The 19,861-nt window shown below is 52.7% G+C and carries 19 protein-coding genes; 6 read left to right on the top strand and 13 right to left on the bottom strand.

Annotated elements, in window-relative coordinates; all coding sequences use genetic code 11:
• The first annotated feature begins 17 nt into the window (after window positions 1–17).
• Window positions 18–167 carry a hypothetical protein gene (locus PsW64_RS27995; RefSeq protein ID WP_244277331.1) on the top strand — a complete coding sequence of 50 codons (150 nt, stop codon included), beginning with the start codon at window positions 18–20 and terminating at the stop codon, window positions 165–167.
• A gap of 55 nt (window positions 168–222) precedes the next feature.
• Here the strand turns inward: PsW64_RS27995 and PsW64_RS18280 are convergent, their stop codons facing one another.
• Together PsW64_RS18280 and PsW64_RS18275 are read right to left on the bottom strand one after the other, a co-directional pair.
• Window positions 223–672 carry a hypothetical protein gene (locus tag PsW64_RS18280; protein WP_108820489.1) on the bottom strand — a complete coding sequence of 150 codons (450 nt, stop codon included), beginning with the start codon at window positions 670–672 and terminating at the stop codon, window positions 223–225.
• Window positions 673–768: 96 nt separating this feature from the next.
• On the bottom strand, window positions 769–984 hold the full coding sequence (locus tag PsW64_RS18275; protein WP_063290465.1) for a hypothetical protein: 216 nt from the start codon (window positions 982–984) through the stop codon (window positions 769–771).
• A 436-nt stretch (window positions 985–1,420) separates the two neighbouring features.
• Here PsW64_RS18275 and PsW64_RS18270 point away from each other — a divergent pair, with 436 nt between their 5' ends.
• The 3 genes from PsW64_RS18270 (at window position 1,421) to PsW64_RS18260 (ending at window position 4,880) form a co-directional block, all read left to right on the top strand.
• Complete coding sequence (locus PsW64_RS18270; RefSeq protein ID WP_063304489.1) at window positions 1,421–3,265, top strand: DEAD/DEAH box helicase; 1,845 nt, start codon at window positions 1,421–1,423, stop codon at window positions 3,263–3,265.
• Between the two features lie 719 nt (window positions 3,266–3,984).
• Window positions 3,985–4,293, top strand: a complete 309-nt coding sequence (locus tag PsW64_RS18265; RefSeq protein WP_063291482.1) for a type II toxin-antitoxin system TacA family antitoxin — start codon at window positions 3,985–3,987, stop codon at window positions 4,291–4,293.
• Window positions 4,290–4,880 (top strand): GNAT family N-acetyltransferase, encoded by a 591-nt coding sequence (locus PsW64_RS18260; protein WP_244277297.1) that lies wholly within the window; start codon window positions 4,290–4,292, stop codon window positions 4,878–4,880. The genes PsW64_RS18265 and PsW64_RS18260 overlap by 4 nt, the downstream gene beginning before the upstream one ends.
• Window positions 4,881–5,016: 136 nt before the next feature.
• Here the strand turns inward: PsW64_RS18260 and PsW64_RS18255 are convergent, their stop codons facing one another.
• The 9 genes from PsW64_RS18255 to PsW64_RS18215 all read right to left on the bottom strand — a co-directional run bounded on the left by PsW64_RS18255 (window position 5,017) and on the right by PsW64_RS18215 (window position 14,931).
• Window positions 5,017–5,343: a hypothetical protein gene (locus tag PsW64_RS18255; RefSeq protein ID WP_063304488.1), complete on the bottom strand. Its 327-nt coding sequence runs from the start codon at window positions 5,341–5,343 to the stop codon at window positions 5,017–5,019.
• A gap of 540 nt (window positions 5,344–5,883) precedes the next feature.
• Window positions 5,884–6,951: a hypothetical protein gene (locus PsW64_RS18250; protein WP_063304487.1), complete on the bottom strand. Its 1,068-nt coding sequence runs from the start codon at window positions 6,949–6,951 to the stop codon at window positions 5,884–5,886.
• Between the two features lie 122 nt (window positions 6,952–7,073).
• The gene (locus PsW64_RS18245) at window positions 7,074–7,550 is read right to left on the bottom strand and encodes a YaiI/YqxD family protein (RefSeq protein WP_057465450.1); all 477 of its coding nucleotides are present in this window, start codon (window positions 7,548–7,550) and stop codon (window positions 7,074–7,076) included.
• A gap of 72 nt (window positions 7,551–7,622) precedes the next feature.
• Window positions 7,623–8,942, bottom strand: coding sequence for an amidase (locus PsW64_RS18240; protein ID WP_208980872.1), 1,320 nt, complete (start codon window positions 8,940–8,942; stop codon window positions 7,623–7,625).
• A gap of 233 nt (window positions 8,943–9,175) precedes the next feature.
• The gene (locus PsW64_RS18235; protein ID WP_063304485.1) at window positions 9,176–9,559 is read right to left on the bottom strand and encodes a CesT family type III secretion system chaperone; all 384 of its coding nucleotides are present in this window, start codon (window positions 9,557–9,559) and stop codon (window positions 9,176–9,178) included.
• Window positions 9,549–10,430, bottom strand: a complete 882-nt coding sequence (locus tag PsW64_RS18230) for a hypothetical protein (protein ID WP_063304484.1) — start codon at window positions 10,428–10,430, stop codon at window positions 9,549–9,551. Before PsW64_RS18230 ends, PsW64_RS18235 begins: the two co-directional genes overlap by 11 nt.
• Window positions 10,431–10,725: 295 nt before the next feature.
• Window positions 10,726–13,179, bottom strand: coding sequence for a Tex family protein (locus PsW64_RS18225; protein WP_063304483.1), 2,454 nt, complete (start codon window positions 13,177–13,179; stop codon window positions 10,726–10,728).
• A 146-nt stretch (window positions 13,180–13,325) separates the two neighbouring features.
• Window positions 13,326–13,775 (bottom strand): ribose 5-phosphate isomerase B, encoded by a 450-nt coding sequence (gene rpiB / locus PsW64_RS18220; RefSeq protein ID WP_063299714.1) that lies wholly within the window; start codon window positions 13,773–13,775, stop codon window positions 13,326–13,328.
• Between the two features lie 46 nt (window positions 13,776–13,821).
• Window positions 13,822–14,931, bottom strand: coding sequence for an ATP-dependent DNA helicase (locus PsW64_RS18215; protein WP_057465454.1), 1,110 nt, complete (start codon window positions 14,929–14,931; stop codon window positions 13,822–13,824).
• Between the two features lie 179 nt (window positions 14,932–15,110).
• On the opposite strand from PsW64_RS18215, the gene PsW64_RS18210 reads away from it, so the two are divergent.
• Window positions 15,111–16,487, top strand: a complete 1,377-nt coding sequence (locus PsW64_RS18210; protein ID WP_063304482.1) for a glutamate decarboxylase — start codon at window positions 15,111–15,113, stop codon at window positions 16,485–16,487.
• Between the two features lie 32 nt (window positions 16,488–16,519).
• Here PsW64_RS18210 and PsW64_RS18205 read toward each other — a convergent pair whose 3' ends face one another.
• On the bottom strand, window positions 16,520–17,473 hold the full coding sequence (locus tag PsW64_RS18205) for a phosphotransferase enzyme family protein (RefSeq protein ID WP_063304481.1): 954 nt from the start codon (window positions 17,471–17,473) through the stop codon (window positions 16,520–16,522).
• Window positions 17,466–18,509 carry a DmpA family aminopeptidase gene (locus PsW64_RS18200; protein ID WP_063304480.1) on the bottom strand — a complete coding sequence of 348 codons (1,044 nt, stop codon included), beginning with the start codon at window positions 18,507–18,509 and terminating at the stop codon, window positions 17,466–17,468. Before PsW64_RS18200 ends, PsW64_RS18205 begins: the two co-directional genes overlap by 8 nt.
• Before the next feature lie 403 nt (window positions 18,510–18,912).
• On the opposite strand from PsW64_RS18200, the gene PsW64_RS18195 reads away from it, so the two are divergent.
• On the top strand, window positions 18,913–19,848 hold the full coding sequence (locus PsW64_RS18195; RefSeq protein ID WP_063304479.1) for a sugar kinase: 936 nt from the start codon (window positions 18,913–18,915) through the stop codon (window positions 19,846–19,848).
• Window positions 19,849–19,861 lie beyond the last annotated feature (13 nt).

Here is a 19,861-nt window from a genome sequence, read left to right as displayed (position 1 = left end):
TTTTCAGAAACAAGCCGATCACTGGCAGTTGCGGCGGCTTGAACGCCATTGAAGGCGCGGACCACTGCATCGTCTGCAAGCGCGAAGTTGACCCAAACAGCCCGCTTCGTGAAAAGCTGCAGCCGTGTAAGCGCAAGCAAGCGATGGAAGAGCAGAGCGCAGCTTAATCACCATCCATTTTCAAAACATTCGAGGGGCCGAAAGGCCCCTTTTGCATGCCTGCTATTTACTGTCGGTATAATCTCGCGCAACGTCCGGCCCTTCACCGCCAATCAGCTTGGCAAAGAACCCGGCGACAATCCCGAAGCCGACACCAATGGCAACAAAACCAATACCAAGAAACAGACTACCCAGTGTCGGAAACAGCCCCTGCCCGATCGACGTCAGACTATCCCCGCCAATGAGCCAGAGCAGCAAGTTCATCCATCCGCAAATGAAACCGCCAGAGAACCAGCTCGGCATGATGGACTTCAGCAGGGGCAGATAGTTTATGACCCCTATCAGCGCTACCAGACCACCAAGTGTAATGCACCACAGGATCAGGCCGAACTGAACCACAAACGAAACATTCAGGTTAAGCAACGCGATGAGATAGAGGCACAGGAGCCCAAAAGCCAGGCCAAACAACTTGGCTGTAATACCTCGTCTGATCAATGATGGCTTCGAAAACATGCTCTTGGCTCCAATAGGTTTCTCGCGGCAGACCTCTGCCATTTGAGAGCTATCATATACCAAGGCTCTTAAAACTAGTTTTCTGCAACCAGAAAGTTATCTGCTCGCCCAGCCAAAATCAAAAACGCCGAACACCAGCAACAGAAAGCTCGACAAGGCAAGCAACCCAAAAACCCAGCACTGCAGTTTCCATCTGGCGCCTTGAAGCTTCCAGGCGTCTCTGAACAGACGGCCACTCAGAATGAACACAACAAGCAGGACCACTCCAACCCATGAGGGCATTGCACCAAAGAAGTTTGAGAGCTGATCCATTTCGCCTCCGTCTGTTAATCGCCCCTCTTTAGTTCTGCCCCATGAAAAAGGCAAATAGTCTTAGCGTAAAGCTGAAATCACCGTTCAGTTCAAAAATCAAAGCACCCAATTCCTCAACAGCACTTAGGTGGCAAACACCCGATTTATCTATCACAATCACCCGTGATACTGCTCTCTTGGACCCTTAATTCTAGCCATTTTCTCGAAGCTTAGGACCTCCGAACCACGGCAAACTTACATGTACCTTTCATATCTATTTTTTATATCTCATTGACCTTTTCACGAAGTCAGACTACAAGGCCCACGAAGAAAAGAGCTCGCTTGCCATTTGCCGCCTCATGGTCCCCTTTATGGTTTCATGAGTGAGCGGAAGCGATGGGTAGGGCAACAAAGCTCTTGCTTTATAGATAATGACCCTCCTCGAAAGAAATACTAAATGACGATACCTGAAGGGGTTGCCCCAGCGCTTTCTACCGCACTAGAAAAGCGCGAATACACGTCTCTAACCCCGGTCCAGACAGCCGTTCTTGATGAAAAACTGAAAGGCAAAGACCTTTTGGTTTCTGCTCAGACAGGCTCTGGTAAAACAGTTGCATTCGGCATCGCTATTGCGCCGGAACTGCTGGGTGATGAAGAGCGTATGGGCCGTGCGAACGAACCTCTTGCATTGTGTGTTGCGCCAACCCGTGAGCTGGCTATCCAGGTTTCTAAAGAACTGGAATGGCTCTACGGCGAAGCCGGTGCTCGTATCACCACTTGTGTTGGTGGTATGGATATGCGCCGTGAACGCCGCAATCTTTCTGCAGGCGCACACATCGTAGTCGGCACCCCAGGCCGCCTGCGTGACCATATTGAACGTGGTTCCTTTGATACTTCCTCACTTCGCACAGTTGTACTGGACGAAGCAGATGAAATGCTGGACCTTGGCTTCCGTGAAGACCTCGAATTCATTCTTGGCGCTGCACCACAAGAACGCCGCACTCTGCTGTTCTCCGCAACTGTTCCTCAGCAGATTGAAAGCCTCGCAAAACGCTTCCAGCGTGATGCACAGCGCATTTCAACAGTAAGCAACCGCGAACAGCACGCTGATATTGAATATCGCGCAATGCAGGTCGCACCAAACGACCGTGAAAACGCGATCATCAACGTCCTGCGTTTCTACGAAGCTCAGAACACCATCATCTTCTGCGGCACCCGCGAAATGGTGAAGCACCTGTCTGCACGCCTCGGCAACCGTGGCTTCGCAGTTGTTGCTCTCTCCGGTGAGCTGAGCCAGGCTGAGCGTAACCACGCTCTTGGCGCTATGCGTAATGGCCGGGCCCGCGTTTGTGTGGCAACCGATGTTGCTGCACGCGGCATTGACTTGCCAAACCTGGATCTCGTGATCCACGCAGACCTGCCAAACAACGCAGACACCCTGCTGCACCGCTCTGGCCGTACTGGTCGTGCAGGCCGTAAGGGCGTTTGTACTCTGGTTGTCCCACACACCCGCCGTCGCACAGCAACACGCCTTCTCGGCTTTGCAAAAGTGAAAGCGGAATGGGCTCCAGCGCCAACAGCCGATGAAATTCGCAACAAAGACCGTGAGCGCATCCTTGCGTCCTCCGATCTGCAGGAAGCACCGAGCGAAGAAGATCTGCCAATGGTGAAGGAACTTCTTGAGAAGTTCACCGCTGAGCAAATCGCAGCTGCTTACATGCGCCAGATCCATCAGGGTCTGCCTGCACCAGAAGAACTGCTGGCAACAAGCACCAATTTCGATAGTGAGCGTGAGCGCAAGCCTCGCAAAGACTTCGACAACGGTGTTTGGTTCCGCCTCAACGTCGGTCGCAAACACAACGCTGAACCGCGTTGGTTGCTGCCAATGATCTGCCGCGCAGGTCACATCACCAAAAAAGACATCGGCTCCATCCGCATCTTTGATGCAGACGCCCGTTTCGAACTCGACGCAAAACTTGCTGACAAGTTCCTGGAAACTGTCAAAGAAAACGGCACTGGTGAAAAATCAATCACCATCACCCGTATCGAAGGCAATCCAGAGCGCAGCAGCAGTGGTCGCCCAGGTGGCAATCGCAACAATCGCGGTGGCGGTGGTGGCGGCGGTTACCGTGGTGAAGGCGGACGCGGCGGTGAAGGCCGTGGTCGTGGTCGTCGTGAAGGCGGCGGTGGCGGTGGCTACCGTGGTGGCGAAGGTCGTGGCCGTGGTGGTGAAGGCCGTGGTCGTGGCGAAGGCAAGCCAGGTGGCGGCAAAAGCTTCCGCGATAACCGCGGCGGCGAATAAGCCTCACAGACATCGTATCTCCGAAAAGTGGAAACCGGTTTTCGGATAAAGATACGCGCAAACAAAAGCTAAAGCAGTTCATCTGCTTAAACGTGAACTGCTTTAGCAAGAACTGAAAAACGGGCCTTCGGGTCCGTTTTTTTATGCCTGATGTCTACCTCTCCCCACAAACACCAACAGCACCACATGGCCATCCATGCAGTGGTGAAGCTTTGGTCCCCGTTAAACGGGTGGAGCAAGGCGAGCAGGCGTTGCCTGCGCTACTTGTTAAATTAGTTTCTTCGGCATCAGCTACTCGCCTCGCCCGGGCCTTTTATCATGAACACGCGGGCTCCCTCTCGGACAGACGTGAATGACACGTTCCCGTGTCACTGACAGGTTTCCCTGTCATTGGCAGTTTCCTGCCACCACCGGACGCCCTCCGGAACGACCCCAAACTCCCTATACCACTGTGGCCTCAAAAGGGTATGGCGCTTCACCGGACCTCCCGACACGATACGTTACCTCATGCCGGCAGCCCAACCCCGCCCACGCCGCGGAATGGACGGTCCACTCCTGCCCGATTGCGTGGGCACAAAACTAAGATAAATCTAGAAACAGCAAGGGGAATAAGTTTTTGCTCAACCACAGCCTCCAGCCATAAAGTGCGCCTTTCTTGACTCGTACGCACATGTGACGTACAAAAACACAAAGGCGACACAGGCCAAAGGAGGCACGCGATGCTTGGATTCAACGACGAAACCGAAGAGATCAAAGGCCGCAACACGGAGCGAATGAACTTCCGCACCAAGGCCCCCATCAAGGCGGCTATACAGCATGCTGCAGCATTGTCGGGCGTGGACGACTCCACCTTTACGATGAGCGCCGCCCTGCGAGAAGCAGAACGCGTGATTGAAGCGCATGAGCACACCCGCCTCGAAGCCGTCGATCATGCTGCCTTCACTGCTGCTCTGGAAACACCACCAGATCCAAATGAAGCACTCGTCACCGCAGCAAAACGCTACAAGACACGAGTGACCAGCCGTTGACGGACGTAAGCGTTCAGGAAAAGTCGTCGTCTGCAGATGGGGCTGAAACGCAGTTTTTTATTGAAGCTTTCAATCCTGAGAAGCATGACAGAGCGAACTTTTCTTGCGGCGTTGAACAGGTCGACAACTATTTTAAAAAGACAGCCAACAAACTCAGGAATGCAGGCAACACGTCAATATACGTGATGGTCAGCTCCAATGGAGACACAGCAGGTTTCTATGCCATGAATGCCCATGCAGTTCATTATCAGGACCTTCCGGGTAAATACAAACGGGCAGCGCCGCGTCATGGTTCAATTCCTGCCGTATATATCTCGATGATCGGCAGAGACATCCGCTACCGGGGGCAAAAGATTGGAGAAGACCTTCTGATCGATGCCTTATGCCGTGCTTCTCGCGCATCGCAATCTGGTTATGCTGCTGCTGTAATCATGCTTGATGTACTCGACTGCGGAAACCCGGAGAAGGTCACCAGCAGAAAAGCAATCTATGAGAGACTTCAGTTTCAAAGCCTCCCATCTAACCCCCTGCGCATGTTCATGCCCATGAAAACTGCAGATATCCTCCGCCAAGAACTTGGTACCTAAAGCGTATCACTGGAAAACAGCTACTCAAAGATGCTGGCCTGCGGGCACACTTCGCCCGGCCGCAGACCAGCAGGACACTCATGAAGGGCTGTGCAAGGGTAGTTGAGGCAGCCCTTGGAGTGCCGTTCACAGTGATCTAATCAAGAGACACAATATTGGTTTCGACCGGTGGTGGAGAGGCGACGCTGCGTGTCGCGTGACCGGACAATCCTTTAGGGAAGGACGTGCCAGACAACGCATCGGTTAAAATTCCGCAGGTCTTATCAAGTGCCTCTAGGCGGTTACATAAAGCGTAGTGCAAAGTGAATAAAACGTCACGTTCACAACTGTTCTTCATCCGCTCGCTCAGCACCATATGCTGCACATAAGCAAGATTCTGAAGATCAGAAACAGCAACGTTCACGTCATCAAATTCATTCTGAAGAGTATTTGTGGCGCCACAGGCGCATGCAGTGTCGTCCATAATCAAAGCCCTCACGTGGTTGGCTGTTGAATGAACCGCACGACACTGGGCTTTCTACGGCCCACTGGCGAGCGGGAGGGTAGAAACCTGACCACGGCAGGCGGGTTTATTCCCCTCCGAAGAGGGTATTGTATTCACCGCCCTCCCGCTCATAGCAAAGGGTTCGCGCCTTCAGAAAAAAGGCACAAAAAATCCGCCAGTTACGGGTGCGGCTACCGCGTGGAAAGGAGGTTTCTACGCCTCACATATGAATGTGGAATGGAACCGCCCACCTGTCAACGAAAAGTTGCAACAACCCCGCACCTGTTGCCCTAAGGATACGCTCAGCCAAAGCTCCCCCTGTCTGGCATCACGGTAGTAGCATCGGAGGCAAGGCATCAATCGCCTCCCCTCCTTCGTCTTCCCCCATTTAATGCGGGATCCAGAGCCACCCCCACCAACACCAGCACTCAAAGCACTCGATACCGGATCTTCGCTCCGCTCGTCCGGCATGACGGCAGTGGCATATGCGATTTGACATACGAACTCCACGCCGAGCCGCTACTCAAAACAACTCAGAACATCGCTCTCAAAATATGGCTCCTGGTTGACCCAGAACATGTAGTCCACCTTCATAAAATCCTGCGCAAAAGCATGGAGCAGCGGCACGATGTTTTGACCATTTTCAATCACCTCAGTGGTGCCTGTTCGTCCCGTATAATTGCCATCCTGAATAGCAATCCCGAGAGGCGCGGAGTACGCCCGCTCATGCATCATCGCGATGGTATGGTTCAGCTGACCACGCCGCTTGACCATAAGATCCGGCGCACCCAAACCAACACCAATGCTTTCGCCATATTCATAGATTGAGTTCAGATAGCCCTCATCTTCGAAGGGAAGCCACTCACCCGGCATAAAGTTCGCATACTGCATCGTAACCGATGTCGGAAACGATGCTTTCATTGCGGACATATTGCCCTTCAGCGCTTCAGAATATCTGGCCGGACTGAACTGCTCATCATCCTCAGCGGACACCCCAATGGCAGACTCTTGCAGATTGATACCCTCAATCCGCCCGTCAAAGGCTTGCCCCAGCGCCTGAAGAAGCTTGGCAAACCGCTCCTGCACCTTGCTGTTCCACCGCTTTGCAACCCAACCTTCCGGCTCGTTGTTATCGTTAAACTGATAAACAGCACCGCCTGAATACTCATCAGTAAGAATGTAGTCAGGAACAGGGACATAGTCTGGATTAAACGAAGCATCCTGAAGCTGGACGAACAGCCTCTTGCCTTTGGAGCCCAGATACGCCAGATCCGCTTCAATCAGAGAGAAATCATAGGTTCCCTCAGAAGTTTCAAGCGCACGCCACGGATACATGATCTGCGCACCTGCAAACCGGGAGCTCTCCAAAAACGGATGCTCCTCAATCGCTTCGCGGTCTCTGGCGAAATAAACAAAGTGCTTGATGCTGTCTGGAGCAATGGGGCAAGCAGCACCCAAATACTCTTTGTAAGCCTCTGCATACCGATCCGCAGGATTCTTCCACTTGGCGAACGCAGAAGGAGACGAAAACGAAAAAAGCGCAACAAGGCCTAAGGCAACACAATTGCGCACGCTGATAACTGGCATAGGGAAACGACCTGACGTCTATCGAGAGTAGAGCCCCAGAAAAGCGCTCAACTTTGTCGACAAAGAGGCCTACAGCACATCATCGCCAGTTTTCACAGAGCTTAATGGCAAACAGCACCTCGCTATACCGAAAATCCCTGACGCTTCAGCTGCTGAATGATCTGATCGATCTTCTGCAAAAACTGAGATCGGTCTTTCGGTGAGAACGGGCGCGGACCACCTGTCTGCTCCCCAAAGCTACGCAGATCTTCCATCAGGTTACGTGTTGCCAGCGCCATGCCAATGGAAGCTTCATCAAACACTTTTCCTTTTGGGGAAAGCGCAAGCGCACCAGCCTTCACCACACGGTCAGCCAGCGGAATATCCTGCGTCACAACAATATCACCCGGAACGGCCCGCTCAGCAATCCAGTCATCCGCAACATCAGGCCCATCAGGCACGATCACCCGTTCCACATCCATGTCGCGCGGCGTGTTGATGAAACTGTTAGCAACAACAAACACCTTCAGACGATACCGGTCAGCAACCTTGTAAATCTCGTCTTTGACAGGGCATGCATCCGCATCAATATAAATAAGTATCTTTTTAGCGCTGGTCACAGCAGCTCTTCTCCTGCATCGCAGCGTGTTCCCGAAAAGTAGTTCCGGTTTTCGGAGAGGAACACGCTCAAATCAGCCCTTTAGTCGCGCAGGAGCGATCACTTTGTCAATCAAACTTGCCATTTCAAGCACATGCCAATCACGTCCAGCCCGTTCAATCAACATCAAACCCGTCCCCGGCATGCCATGCAGGTTCATGGGAATAGTCGCAGCACACCCGTCAACCCAGTTCACAGCACGCGTGTTCTGCGAAAGCTGAGAGCCAAATTTCTCCGGATTGCTGTCAACATCCTCAAGCAGCGGTGCAACAATCGGCACCGTCGGCGCAATCAGAATATCAAACTTGCCTGCCATCTCTTTAAAGGCGCGGATAGCTTCCACCCGCTTCGAGCGCGCCTCTTCCATCTCTTTGCTCGTCACTTCAGTCGACTTGAGAATCCGCTGCACCACATAAGGATCACCAGTCTCTTTGAGACCTTCCAGATACCCGCCAACCAAAGCAGTGGTCTCGTAACTGCAGATCGTCCCAAGAAAAGTCGCGCTATGACACAAGACAGGCTCTGAAACCGGTGCGATGATAGCACCCGCATCACGGATTGCCTGCATCGAGCGATCAAAATCAGCACTCACCTGCGTATCCAGCCCCTCAGCCAACGGCGAAGCCACAAGCCCCACATGCAATCCATCAAGGCTCTTTATCCTGCGCGGAGCAAGACACTGCCCCGAAAGCACAGCATGCAAACGGGTACACATATGTATTGATCGCGCAATAAAGCCGACCGTATCAAAGGATGGACAAACAGAGAAAAGACCCTTGGTCGAAATCGCCGCCCGCGTCGGCTTAAACCCGTAAAGACCATTAAGCGCTGCCGGAATTCGCACAGACCCGCCAGTATCGGTTCCCAGAGCCGCATCACACAGCCCCAGCCCCACACTTGCAACAGCCCCCGAGGATGAACCTCCGGGAATGCGTGCAGGATCAATCACATTTGCAGGAGACCCAAAACAGGGATTGAGCCCAAGCCCCGTAAAACCCAACTCACTCATATTGGTACGGCCACAGGTAAACGCTCCTGCAGCTTTCAGGGCAGAGACCACCTTGGCATCTTCACAAGCCGGAGCCCGCTTGCGCAGGAACGGCGAGCCGGCACTGGTGACAATCCCAGTTTCATCAAACAGGTCTTTGAGAGAAACAGCCACGCCATGCAAAGGCAACGAGTCATGCGCTTCTTTCTGCCGCTGATCCGCAGCTTCAGCAGCGCACATAATTCTCTCGGCATCAAACTCCAGAAACACACGCTCTACACATCCATCAGGCAGGTCCATTGCCCGATCAATATATCGGCGCGCTACATCTACCGCTCTGAAATGTATACGAGGATCTGTCGACAAGTTATCTCCACTCATCACGCATGCATATTTATCGCACTTTGATGGTTGTCGCCTGTTTTCCTCGTCAGTTCAATCATCTCCAAACAAAAGAGATACCAGTCTATTAATCTGCCACTGCGAAGCGCAGCAAAACTACAGTGTATCGCCGAAAAGTGGAAACCGGTTTTCGGACAAAGATACGCAAAAACAAAGGCTAAAGCCGTTCAGATGCTTCAACTCAAATGCGAACTGCTTTAGTTCTGGGCTGTGAGGGATGAAGCAGCAGAACCAAGCGCCTCAACACTCTCCAGCAAATCCGGCAGAGACAATCCACTCAACGCAATACGAGACCACAGCACCACAGAGTCATCATCCCCCTGCCCGACGATAATCGGATGGCCCGAAAGGTCAGGCAGGTTCAGTTTCAGCATACTGCTTTCACTCAGCCCCTCATGAATGGCCTCACGCTCAACCCGCACCAGCAGCTTGATATAGTCTGGCTCATTGCCCACAAAGTACATGCTGCGCGCACCATCAACATCCACCTGATAGACCTCATTCTCATCATACTCGTTGATCAGGTACTGCCTCATGAGGTCTTTCATCAGGTGATGGAAGTTCACATTGTTAGAAGCCATGCTTTTTCCCAGCCTTCAGCCCCTCAAACTTCTCATGGAAGTATTTCGCGGGAATCTCATCCGCTTGCACAGTCTCTGTAGTCCAATCAGTCACGTAGGTAGTCGCAGGATTTTCCGTAGTGCTGAGGCTTGAAAACATAAATTGAGACCTGGAATTCTGCTCAACAATAAAACGCTCAAGCTTCTTGCCCGGAGCACTGGGAACGTCCAGCGACTTAAAGAAGCCCTGAATTTCCTCAAAGGGCACTGGCTTTAGCCCCTCAATATCCAGAGATAGAGCAGGCTTTGGCCCGGCACGCGTCCACGACACCACGGTTGGCGCTTCACCCATGATACTCTGTTTCCCGTCCTCAAGACGAAAGGCCCCCGGAAACGTCGGCCATGCATCAACAACAACAGCCTCTTGCGTAGGGTCTCTGGGATCACCAATCATGCAAAACGCATGATCAACCATTGAAGAGGAAACACGAGCCACTGGACGGTCTGTTTCTGATGCCGCCAGAAGCTTATAACTAACCTCGGCGTGCCCGGAACAGTTGCCGGCCTGCACACGGACTGAGCTTTCAGCCAACCCACCATGCTGCGGAGCTTTCGCCAGCCCATAGTTGGCACGCAGATAACTCTCACCACGCGAAGCAAACACCTCCGGCGTCAAATTACCTGCACCAAATGGAAGCAACTGCTTGGTCTGCCAGATAACTTTTTGTGCAACCTTCAGGTCCTCAAAGGTCTGCGCGGAAACGCGAACCTCCTTCCCCTGAAAATCCCCTAGATACTTCTGCGCTTTCTTTACAGTTGTGAAGTTAACAGCATCAGGCGTCTCAGTAGTATTTGAACGAAGACAATGAACAAGCGAGGCAAAGGACGGCACTAAATTCTCCCGTTACACAACCCAAGATAGAAAGCACATCTCAAAACCAATAGTAACAACAAGAGAAATTCTAACTGTGAGATTCAGCACAGAGATCGATTACATTAACTTGAAGAGACACCGATAGGAAAAATATAATTACTACAACATCATGATTTTAAAAAGCTTTGTCAATTCTACAACCCTGATAGATCAGGCATAAAAATAAAAATTATTTAAAATACAGAGCTCCTAACAAAAAAAGAGCCCGCCAGCAAAACCAGCGGACTCCCTGAAAAACTGATTGGAAGCAGACTTACCGTTTAGGCTTGTTAAACGCCGCTGCCAGAGCCGCTGCCATGGCATTGTTGCTACCACCGCTCGTATCAGCTGGCTTACTGCCACCACGATCACCCCCGCGAGGTCCGCCACCACGGTTGCCGCCATTTGGACGATTACCGCCGCCCGGACGACCTCCACCCTGGTTGCGGTTGCCACCCCGGTCAGCCTGTCGTTCCCGCACATTCTCACGAGCATCTGCACTGTCCTTGCGCATGGTCAGGCCGATGCGTTTGCGGGCAACGTCCACCTCAACAACACGCACCTTCACAATATCGCCCGCCTTCACAACCGTATGCGGATCATCCACGAACCGGTCTGCGAGCTGAGACACATGCACCAACCCGTCCTGATGCACGCCGATATCAACAAAGGCACCAAAGTTGGTCACGTTGGTCACCGTTCCTTCCAGCATCATACCCGGCTTCAAGTCCTGCATGGTCTCAACACCGTCCTGGAAGGAGGCGGTCTTAAACTCAGGACGTGGATCACGCCCCGGCTTTTCCAGCTCTGCAAAAATGTCCTTTACAGTCGGCAGACCAAACTTCTCGTCCGTAAACTCTTTTGGGTCCAGATTGCTCAGCAGGTTGGAGCCCATGATCTCACGAATATCGCGACCACATGCTTTGATAATCTTCTGCGCAAGTGGATACGCTTCCGGGTGAACAGAGGACGCATCCAGCGGATTTTCACCGTCCGCAATCCGCAGGAAGCCAGCACACTGCTCAAACGCTTTCGGCCCAAGCCGCGCAACCTTCAACAGCTGCCTGCGGTTTTTAAAGGTGCCAACCGTATCACGATACTCAACCACCGCCTTCGCAAGGCCCTCTGTCAGGCCGGAGATATGCGCCAACAGCGGAGCAGATGCCGTGTTGAGGTCAACCCCAACCGCGTTCACCGCATCCTCAACCACTCCATCCAGCGAGCGGGCCAGCTTGGTCTGGTTCACATCATGCTGATACTGCCCGACACCAATGGACTTCGGCTCAATCTTCACCAGTTCCGCGAGTGGGTCCTGCAAACGGCGACCAATAGAAGCCGCTCCGCGCAAAGACACATCCACATCCGGCATTTCCTTGGCAGCCAAAGCCGAGGCGGAATAAACCGAAGCCCCAGCCTCATTCACCATCACCTTGGTTGGGCGATGTTCTGCCGGAATATCCTTCAACAAGTCCGCCGCCAAACGATCCGTCTCGCGGCTAGCAGTCCCGTTACCAATCGCAATCAGGCTCACGCCATGCTTGGCAACCAATGCCCGCAAAGTGGCAAGTGACCCCTGAATGTCATTGCGTGGCTGGAACGGGTAGATCGTGGCGGTATCAATCAGCTTGCCAGTCGCATCAACAACAGCCACCTTCACGCCAGTCCGAATACCCGGATCAAGCCCCAGCGTCGCACGCGGCCCAGCGGGCGCAGCCAACAACAAGTCCTTCAGGTTACGGGCAAAAACCTTGATCGCTTCTTCTTCTGCCTTGTCGCGCAGCTCGCTCATCAGGTCCAGCTCAACATGAAGGCCAATCTTCACCTTCCACGTCCAGCGACACACATCAGAAAGCCACTTATCAGCAGGACGGCCATTGTTCACGATGCCCGCCGCATCAGCAATCATCTGCTCAACCGGCTTCACAGCGGAAACATCATCCTCATCCACCTTCAGGTCCAACGCCAGAATGCCTTCATTGCGACCACGCAAAAGCGCCAGTGCCCGGTGGCTCGGAATACTCTTCCAATTCTCAGAATAACCAAAGTAGTCCGAGAACTTTGCGCCTTCCTGCTCTTTGCCAGCAACAACTTCTGCCTTCACAGCACCCTGACGCGCCACATAGTAACGCAGTTTGCCGACCAGCTGAGCGTTCTCGGAAAAACGCTCCATCAGGATCTGACGCGCGCCATCCAGCACCGCCTTGGTGTCCGCAAACCCCTTCTCTGCATCAACAAAGCTGCCTGCTTCGCTCTCGGGCGTCTTGTTCGGGTCGCTCAGTAGCAAATCTGCCAGCGGCTCAATACCAGCCTCACGGGCGATCTGCGCTTTGGTGCGGCGCTTCTTTTTGTAAGGGAGGTAAAGGTCTTCCAGAGTGGCTTTGTTGTCTGCACCAGCAATCTGCTTTGCCAGCTCGTCGGTGAGCTTGCCCTGCTCTTCAATGGATTTAACAATCGCTTTGCGGCGATCTTCCATCTCACGCATATAAATCAGGCGCTCTTCCAACGTACGCAGCTGCGTATCATCCAATCCACCTGTCGCCTCTTTACGGTAACGCGCAATAAACGGAACCGTAGACCCTTCATCCAACAACTGCACCGCAGAATTCACCTGCCCCGGCGCACAGCCAATTTCACCCGAAATACGCTGAGAAATCCGCAAAGCAATATCAGCAGAAAGCTTACCCGCTTTGGCAGGAGAGGAAGAAGCAACAGACGTCAGATCAGACATTCAAATCTCGCAGGCTTATTAAAAACAGATGCCCACCCTAGGTCCCCAATGCGGGCAAAACTAGGTGCGAGAAGGGAATATGAACAGGGAAAGGAGATGTAGTTTTATTTAAATTAACGTCCCTCTCTTCGGTCACTCAATCAGTGCTAAACTTCCAACGCTTCAATCATCTCCACTCGCATCGCATGTCGCCCACCCTCAAACTGAGCGGAAAGGAATGCATCCACGATATCGAGTGCAACTCCTTCGCCAATCACGCGGACACCCATAGAAAGCATGTTGGCATTGTTGTGCTCGCGGATCATGCGAGCAGAGAATGTGTCGCTACAAACCCCGCACCGGATGCCTTTAACCTTATTCGCCGCCATCATGATCCCTTGGCCGGTACCGCACAACACAATCCCGAACCTGCAATCACCAGAAGCAACAAGTTGTGCAGCCGCTTCACCATGCTTTGGATAAGGCGTGCTTTCAGGCGTTGTCGGCCCAATATCGACAACTTCCCACCCCTTCGCAGCGATATGAGCCGCCGCAACTTGCCGAAGCTGAATGCCTGAGTGGTCGCTTGAAAGAACGATGCGTTTGTTGGTTGTCATGAAATAGCTTTCCCGTTTAGCAAGGCACTTTGACGGCAAAGGGTGGTTACCGCACCACCGTAATCTTCTGCGCCGCACGGGTCACTGCCGTATACAGCCAGCGCGTTTTGTGCTCACGAAACGCCCAGCTCTCGTCAAACAACACCACATCATCCCACTGAGAACCCTGCGATTTGTGCACGGTCAGGGCGTAGCCGTAGTCGAACTCGTCGGCACGGCGGCGGATGGCGTAGGGGAGCTGTTCGCTGCCTTCCTCGAACATCGCAGGCAGCACCTTCACCCTAATCGCCTTCTTGGAGATGTCATCCTCTGATGTAACGTCAAAGCGCAGCGTGTTACCGCGTGGCGGACGCAGGCGGGAGACTTCCCAGAGGCCACCATTCAGCAAACCTTTGGTCTTGTCGTTACGCAGGCACACCAGTTTGTCACCAACGGACGGCATCTGTGTCGTGATACCCTTAAGGTCTCGAATCCGGCCGTTATAAAGCCTGCGCGTCTTGTTGGTTCCCACCAGAACCTGATCAGAGGCAAGGATCCGTTCTTTGTCGATGTCCCGACGGGAGATCACAGAACTGTCGCCATATTGGCCAAAATCCAGCTCTTGCCCATCACGAATATCCATGGACATGCGCACAATCGGGTTGTCTTTCGCCTGACGATGAACCTCGGTGAGCATGATATCCGGCTCGGTCTCGGTGAAATAACCTCCACCTCGCACCGGTGGCAGCTGTGCAGGATCACCCAGCACCAGCACCTTTTTGCCAAAGGAAAGCAGATCGCGCCCGAGTTCCTCATCCACCATGGAGCACTCATCAATGATGATCAGGTCCACTTTCGCAGCTGGGCTGTCGCGGTTGATGGCGAACTGAGGGCTCTCATCCTCGTCCTCATCATCCTTCTTGGTGCCCTTTGGACGGTAGATCAACGAATGGATGGTCGAAGCATCTGCACAGCCCTTTTGGCGCAGCACATGCGCGGCCTTACCGGTGAAGGCGCCAAAGGCCACCTCTCCATCCAGCCCTTCAGCCAGATGGCGAGCCAGAGTGGTCTTACCGGTACCGGCATACCCGAACAAGCGAAACACCTGCGGCCCGTGCGAACGGGACCAGCGCGCCACTTCAGTAAGTGCATCATCTTGTTGCGGAGACCAATCCATTCCAGACCACCTGTAATAACTTTCTCAAACCAGAATGAGTAATAAACGAAGCTGACCTGAAACGCCCTCGTTTTCTTAAAAAGGTCAACAGGACACTCCAAATTGAACCTGTGAAACTTACGTGGCCTTCAGGCACTGACGCTAGGGTTGCATCAGCAAATCATTTTCGGAGCAACCTCATGCCATTGTGGAAGACAAGTGCCAGCGAAAGTCCAGACATTTACGCCACGGCCCGCGCAGTTGAAGGACTTGCCAAAGAGCACATTCCAGAAACCGGAATGAGCCCGGAAGAGGCCTACAACCTTGTCCGCGACGAGCTCTATCTGGACGGCAATGCACGGCAGAACCTCGCCACTTTCTGCACCACATGGGTGGAAGACGAAGTTCACAAACTCATGGCCGATTGCATCGACAAGAACATGATCGATAAGGATGAGTATCCGCAAACGGCAGAGATTGAAGCCCGCTGTGTTCATATCATCGCCAGCCTCTGGAACTCCCCGGAAGCGGAAGAAACAATCGGCTGCTCAACCACAGGCTCTTCTGAAGCCGCTATGCTGGGCGGCCTCGCCCTCAAATGGGCATGGAGAGATCGACGCAAGAAAGAAGGCAAATCCTACGACAAACCCAACATAGTGTGTGGTCCGGTTCAGGTTTGCTGGCACAAATTTGCCAAGTACTTTGACGTGGAGCTCCGCCAAATCCCTCTCAGCGAAGGGTCTCTCCATATGAGGCCTGAACAGTTGAAGGACTACGTGGATGAAAACACCATCTGCGTCGTTCCAACCCTTGGTGTCACCTTCACCGGTGTCTATGAACCAGTAAGCGAAATTTGCAAAGAGTTGGACAAAATCCAGGACCAGACAGGTTTGGACATTCCGGTTCACGTAGACGCCGCATCCGGCGGCTTCGTCGCCCCCTTCCTACATCCGGAACTGCTGTGGGATTTCCGCCTCGATCGCGTGAAGTCCATCAACGCATCCGGCCACAAGTTCGGTCTCGCTCCCTTAGGCGTTGGTTGGGTGATCTGGCGCGATCAGAAAGAGCTGCCGTCTGATCTGGTGTTCAACGTTGATTATCTGGGTGGCAACATGCCCACCTTCGCGCTGAACTTCTCCCGCCCCGGTGGTCAGATCGTCATCCAGTATTACAACTTCATGAGACTAGGCTGGGTAGGCTACAGAGGCATCCAGTCAGCTTGCGCTGAGAACGCTCAGTATCTCGCCGAAAAGCTGGCGGGGCTACCGGAACTCGACATTCTGTATGACGGCAATGGCGCCCTGCCCTGTGTGTGCTATCGCCTCAAACACCCGCAAAAGGCCCACTACTCGCTCTACGATCTTTCAGAACGGGTGCGCATGAGCGGATGGCAAATCGCCTCCTACCCGCTACCGGCAGACATGCACGATACAGTCGTCCAGCGCATCATGGTACGCCATGGCGTCTCTCATGACGCAGTCGACCAACTCTTTCTGGATATCCGTAAGGCACTGAACTATCTGGACAAAAACAACATTAAATGGTCAGAGGCAGGGCCAAGCTTCTCTCACGGGTAGAGCATATCGCCGTGAGAGAAACCGCCTAAAGATCAGGCCAGCTGCTCAAGCAGCTGCGCCAGATACTCAGGTTCATCAAGGTGGTTTTCAACCATCAGCTCAAACTCTTTGTAGGTAGCCACATATTGTACAGCTGCCATAAGCGCCCGTATTTCGCTTTCGCGCCTTGCAAGCGGATGAGATGAGCCTTTCAATCCTGTGAAATAAGCATCAACAAACGCCTCACCAAGAGATTTATCGATCTCGCACAGGAATGGATAAACGCCAGCAACATCATATACTGGCAGGTCCCACCGGCATTCATCCCAGTCAAGCACACCGACCAACTCGCCAGAATTCTCGCTGATGAGCGTGTTGGGCGGTCCAAAATCACCATGGATCAGGTGCTTTGTCTCATTCAGGTTTCCAAGTTTACCCAGCGCTTCATCAAGCCCCGTCTCCATATCTGCCCAATAAGCAGAGCTCAGATACTTGGCATCGATGTTCTTGGAAGCTTCCAACTCAGAAAGCGCGGCCAACAAGGCAGCTCCTGATTTCAACGTCTCTTTGCTAACACCCGGACGTTCCTCCTCCGCAAATCGAAACGCATCTCGCTCCTCCCAAAGCTTGATGTGCAGATTTGCCAAGGCCTGACCACTCTGGCTGCAGGTCTCAATCTTATCCAGTGGTGGCGTCTCACCTTCGATCAACTCAAAGACAGAATAGTAAGCACCCTCAACCTCGGTCAAACGCTCCTGATTAACGCCATAAAGCGCCTTCGGAACCTCATATCCGATTATATCGTGCAGCAAATCCAGACATTTGAATTCTGAAAGGATCTGCTCTTCAGTTCTATTTGGATTGTGACGACGAAGAACAACAGGCTCCTCCCCGTCTATTTCTCCCAACCAGGTTTCATTGGCATGGCCCTCTCCAAATGAGGACCACCTGGTATTTTCTGGCAAGGCAAAAGCTTCATCAAGGAGCTTGATTTCCTGCTTATTCATTTGCTTCCCCCATTAACTCGCCAAAATCTCCCAATGCATAGCGCGTATTGCCATCACGGCCCGTTACTCGTTCTGCATTCAACATTGAATTGACGATAGCTTCCTCTGTAACTTCTGCAGTCGCTCTAAACACCCTGTCAATTCGCCGCTCATCCACTTGTTCCACCGAATGCGTGCGTTTTCTGCTCTTTGTGTCCACTGGATCCGCAGTTGTGAATGCTAAAGCTATATCGCCACTTCCATGACCAAGAAATGAACCAGTTCGTGCAAGTCCTACAGAAGTTCTCTTGGCAACCCGCTTCAACTGGCGTTCGCTGAGCGGTAAGTCCGTTCCGATGATCATGATGATAGACCCTTTTTCAGGTCCGCCCTCATCACGTGCCAGCTTTTCTTCAATCTGCGGGCCAATATGTTGTCCAGCCAATGTAAAGTCTGGCATCCGTCCCATATTGGAAAGCACCAGAGCACCCAGATGGTACTCTTTATTGCCAAGCTTCACCTGACGAGAAGCACTCCCAACACCTCCCTTCAGACCATAGCAGGACATGCCGCGCCCAGCACCAACCGCACCTTGCTCAAACTCTTCCGAAACTGCACTAATGGCTTCTTGAGCATGCTGCGGACGCACATACAACGCACTGATCTTATTCAGGAAAGCGTCATTACACTCAAACACCACTGGATTGATCGTGCCCATCACAAAATCAATATCCGGCGTTTCTGCCAGCGTATGCTGGATCAAACCTTCGCTAACCGCACCAACGCTTAGCGTGTTCGTCAATAGGATCGGCGTCTCCAGCTCTCCCAGCTCTTCAACCTGTACCAGCCCAACACTCTTGCCAAACCCATTAAACACATGAGAAGCCGCGCGCGTTCTCAGGTTAAATGCATTCTCACCATGCGTGGTAATCGCGGTCACGCCAGTCTGACAATCACCGTCGGTCAGCGTCACATGTCCGATTTTGACACCCGGAACATCACAAATTGTATTCCGCTGCCCCTTTGGCAAAGACCCAATATTGATTTTCTGAAACATTCCAACCTCTGGCACAAATCGTAGAGCATTCAAGTGTTACCAGTCCTATTTCATAGTTAATCAGCAAACAACGCTACCAGCCGCTTTCCCAGCCAAAATCAGGAAAGCGCTCACTCGCAATTGGCTGACCAATTCCACCACCGATGCCCTTTCCTTTTATAACTTGAATGATTTTCCAAATTTAGTTCATCAAGAATTTCAATAAAATCAAAGAAAATAAGTGTAAGCAGCTAATTGCAAAATACCCTGAAATATCGGAAAATGGTCTACCAATTAGCTGCCACAAAACTCCCAGCGTCAGAATCTTTCCTGCATCATAGCAATCGCTCCGCTCGCAGGGAACTGAAAGGACTGGCCAATAGTGACGCATGCTGCCTGATACACTTTGAACAATGAGGACAAAATGACCGCAGAAATCATCAGCTTTGGGGAGCCATTGTTCGAGTTCAATCAGGTTAAAGAGTATAGCGGAGAAGGACCGGATTACCTGTCAGGCTTCGGGGGCGACGCCTCCAACTTCGCATGTTGTGCGGCACGTCAGGGTGCAAACGTCGCCATCCTGACCCATCTGGGCGATGATGTCTTCGGCAACAAGTTCATTGATCTATGGGAGAAAGAAGGCGTTAAAACGCACCTTGTCGAGCGCAGTCCGATTGCTCCGACAGGCATCTATTTCATCTCCCACGACGAGCAAGGCCATCATTTCAGTTTCGCCCGCAAAGGCTCCGCAGCCTCGCAGGTCACACCAGATCAACTGCCGGCAGATGCCATTCGTGCGGCCAAACTCTTCCACGTCACAGCCATCACGCAGGCCATTTCCACCAGCTCATGCGACAGTGTTTTCAAAGGCATCGAGATCGCCAAAGAAGGTGACACACTTACTTCCTTTGACACCAACCTGCGCCTGAAGCTCTGGGATCTGAACCGCGCTCGCGGCATCATTCATGAAACCGCCCGCCTCGTTGACTTCATCATGCCAAGCGTCGATGAAGCTGAAGTACTGACCGGCCTCTCCGATCCGGACAAAATCTGCGACTTCTACCTCAATCTGGGATCAAAGAACGTCATTCTCAAGTTGGGCAAAGAGGGCGCAATGTACGCAACAGCCTTTGAGAGAAAACGCGTTACAGGCAATCCGGTAGAAGCCATTGATGCCACTGGTGCTGGTGACTGCTTCTCCGGCTCTTTCTTCACCAATGTGGTGGCTGGCAAGTCGCTGGAAGACAGTCTCAAATACGCCAACGCAGCCGCAGCACTCACAACGCAAGGCTATGGCGCAGTCGCCCCAATCCCGACTCGCGATCAGGTCGAATCCTTCATGCAGGCCCGCAGCATTTGATTTATTGATTATG

The organism is Pseudovibrio sp. W64 (assembly GCF_001623145.1).
GTDB lineage: Bacteria > Pseudomonadota > Alphaproteobacteria > Rhizobiales > Stappiaceae > Pseudovibrio.
The sequence above is the reverse complement of the archived record's forward strand: the minus strand, read 5'-3'. Positions and strand labels throughout refer to the sequence as shown.

Excerpts from the sequence above, each read along its gene's own strand:
- PsW64_RS18215 (WP_057465454.1), bottom strand. The coding sequence starts at position 14,931 with ATGGATTGGTCTCCGCAACAAGATGATGCACTTACTGAAGTGGCGCGC.
- PsW64_RS18200 (WP_063304480.1), bottom strand. The coding sequence starts at position 18,509 with ATGTTTCAGAAAATCAATATTGGGTCTTTGCCAAAGGGGCAGCGGAAT.
- PsW64_RS18195 (WP_063304479.1), top strand. The coding sequence starts at position 18,913 with ATGACCGCAGAAATCATCAGCTTTGGGGAGCCATTGTTCGAGTTCAAT.
- PsW64_RS18225 (WP_063304483.1), bottom strand. The coding sequence starts at position 13,179 with ATGTCTGATCTGACGTCTGTTGCTTCTTCCTCTCCTGCCAAAGCGGGT.
- PsW64_RS18205 (WP_063304481.1), bottom strand. The coding sequence starts at position 17,473 with ATGAATAAGCAGGAAATCAAGCTCCTTGATGAAGCTTTTGCCTTGCCA.
- PsW64_RS18265 (WP_063291482.1), top strand. The coding sequence starts at position 3,985 with ATGCTTGGATTCAACGACGAAACCGAAGAGATCAAAGGCCGCAACACG.
- rpiB (WP_063299714.1), bottom strand. The coding sequence starts at position 13,775 with ATGACAACCAACAAACGCATCGTTCTTTCAAGCGACCACTCAGGCATT.
- PsW64_RS18280 (WP_108820489.1), bottom strand. The coding sequence starts at position 672 with ATGTTTTCGAAGCCATCATTGATCAGACGAGGTATTACAGCCAAGTTG.
- PsW64_RS18210 (WP_063304482.1), top strand. The coding sequence starts at position 15,111 with ATGCCATTGTGGAAGACAAGTGCCAGCGAAAGTCCAGACATTTACGCC.
- PsW64_RS18250 (WP_063304487.1), bottom strand. The coding sequence starts at position 6,951 with ATGCCAGTTATCAGCGTGCGCAATTGTGTTGCCTTAGGCCTTGTTGCG.
- PsW64_RS18255 (WP_063304488.1), bottom strand. The coding sequence starts at position 5,343 with ATGGACGACACTGCATGCGCCTGTGGCGCCACAAATACTCTTCAGAAT.
- PsW64_RS18275 (WP_063290465.1), bottom strand. The coding sequence starts at position 984 with ATGGATCAGCTCTCAAACTTCTTTGGTGCAATGCCCTCATGGGTTGGA.
- PsW64_RS18235 (WP_063304485.1), bottom strand. The coding sequence starts at position 9,559 with ATGGCTTCTAACAATGTGAACTTCCATCACCTGATGAAAGACCTCATG.
- PsW64_RS18270 (WP_063304489.1), top strand. The coding sequence starts at position 1,421 with ATGACGATACCTGAAGGGGTTGCCCCAGCGCTTTCTACCGCACTAGAA.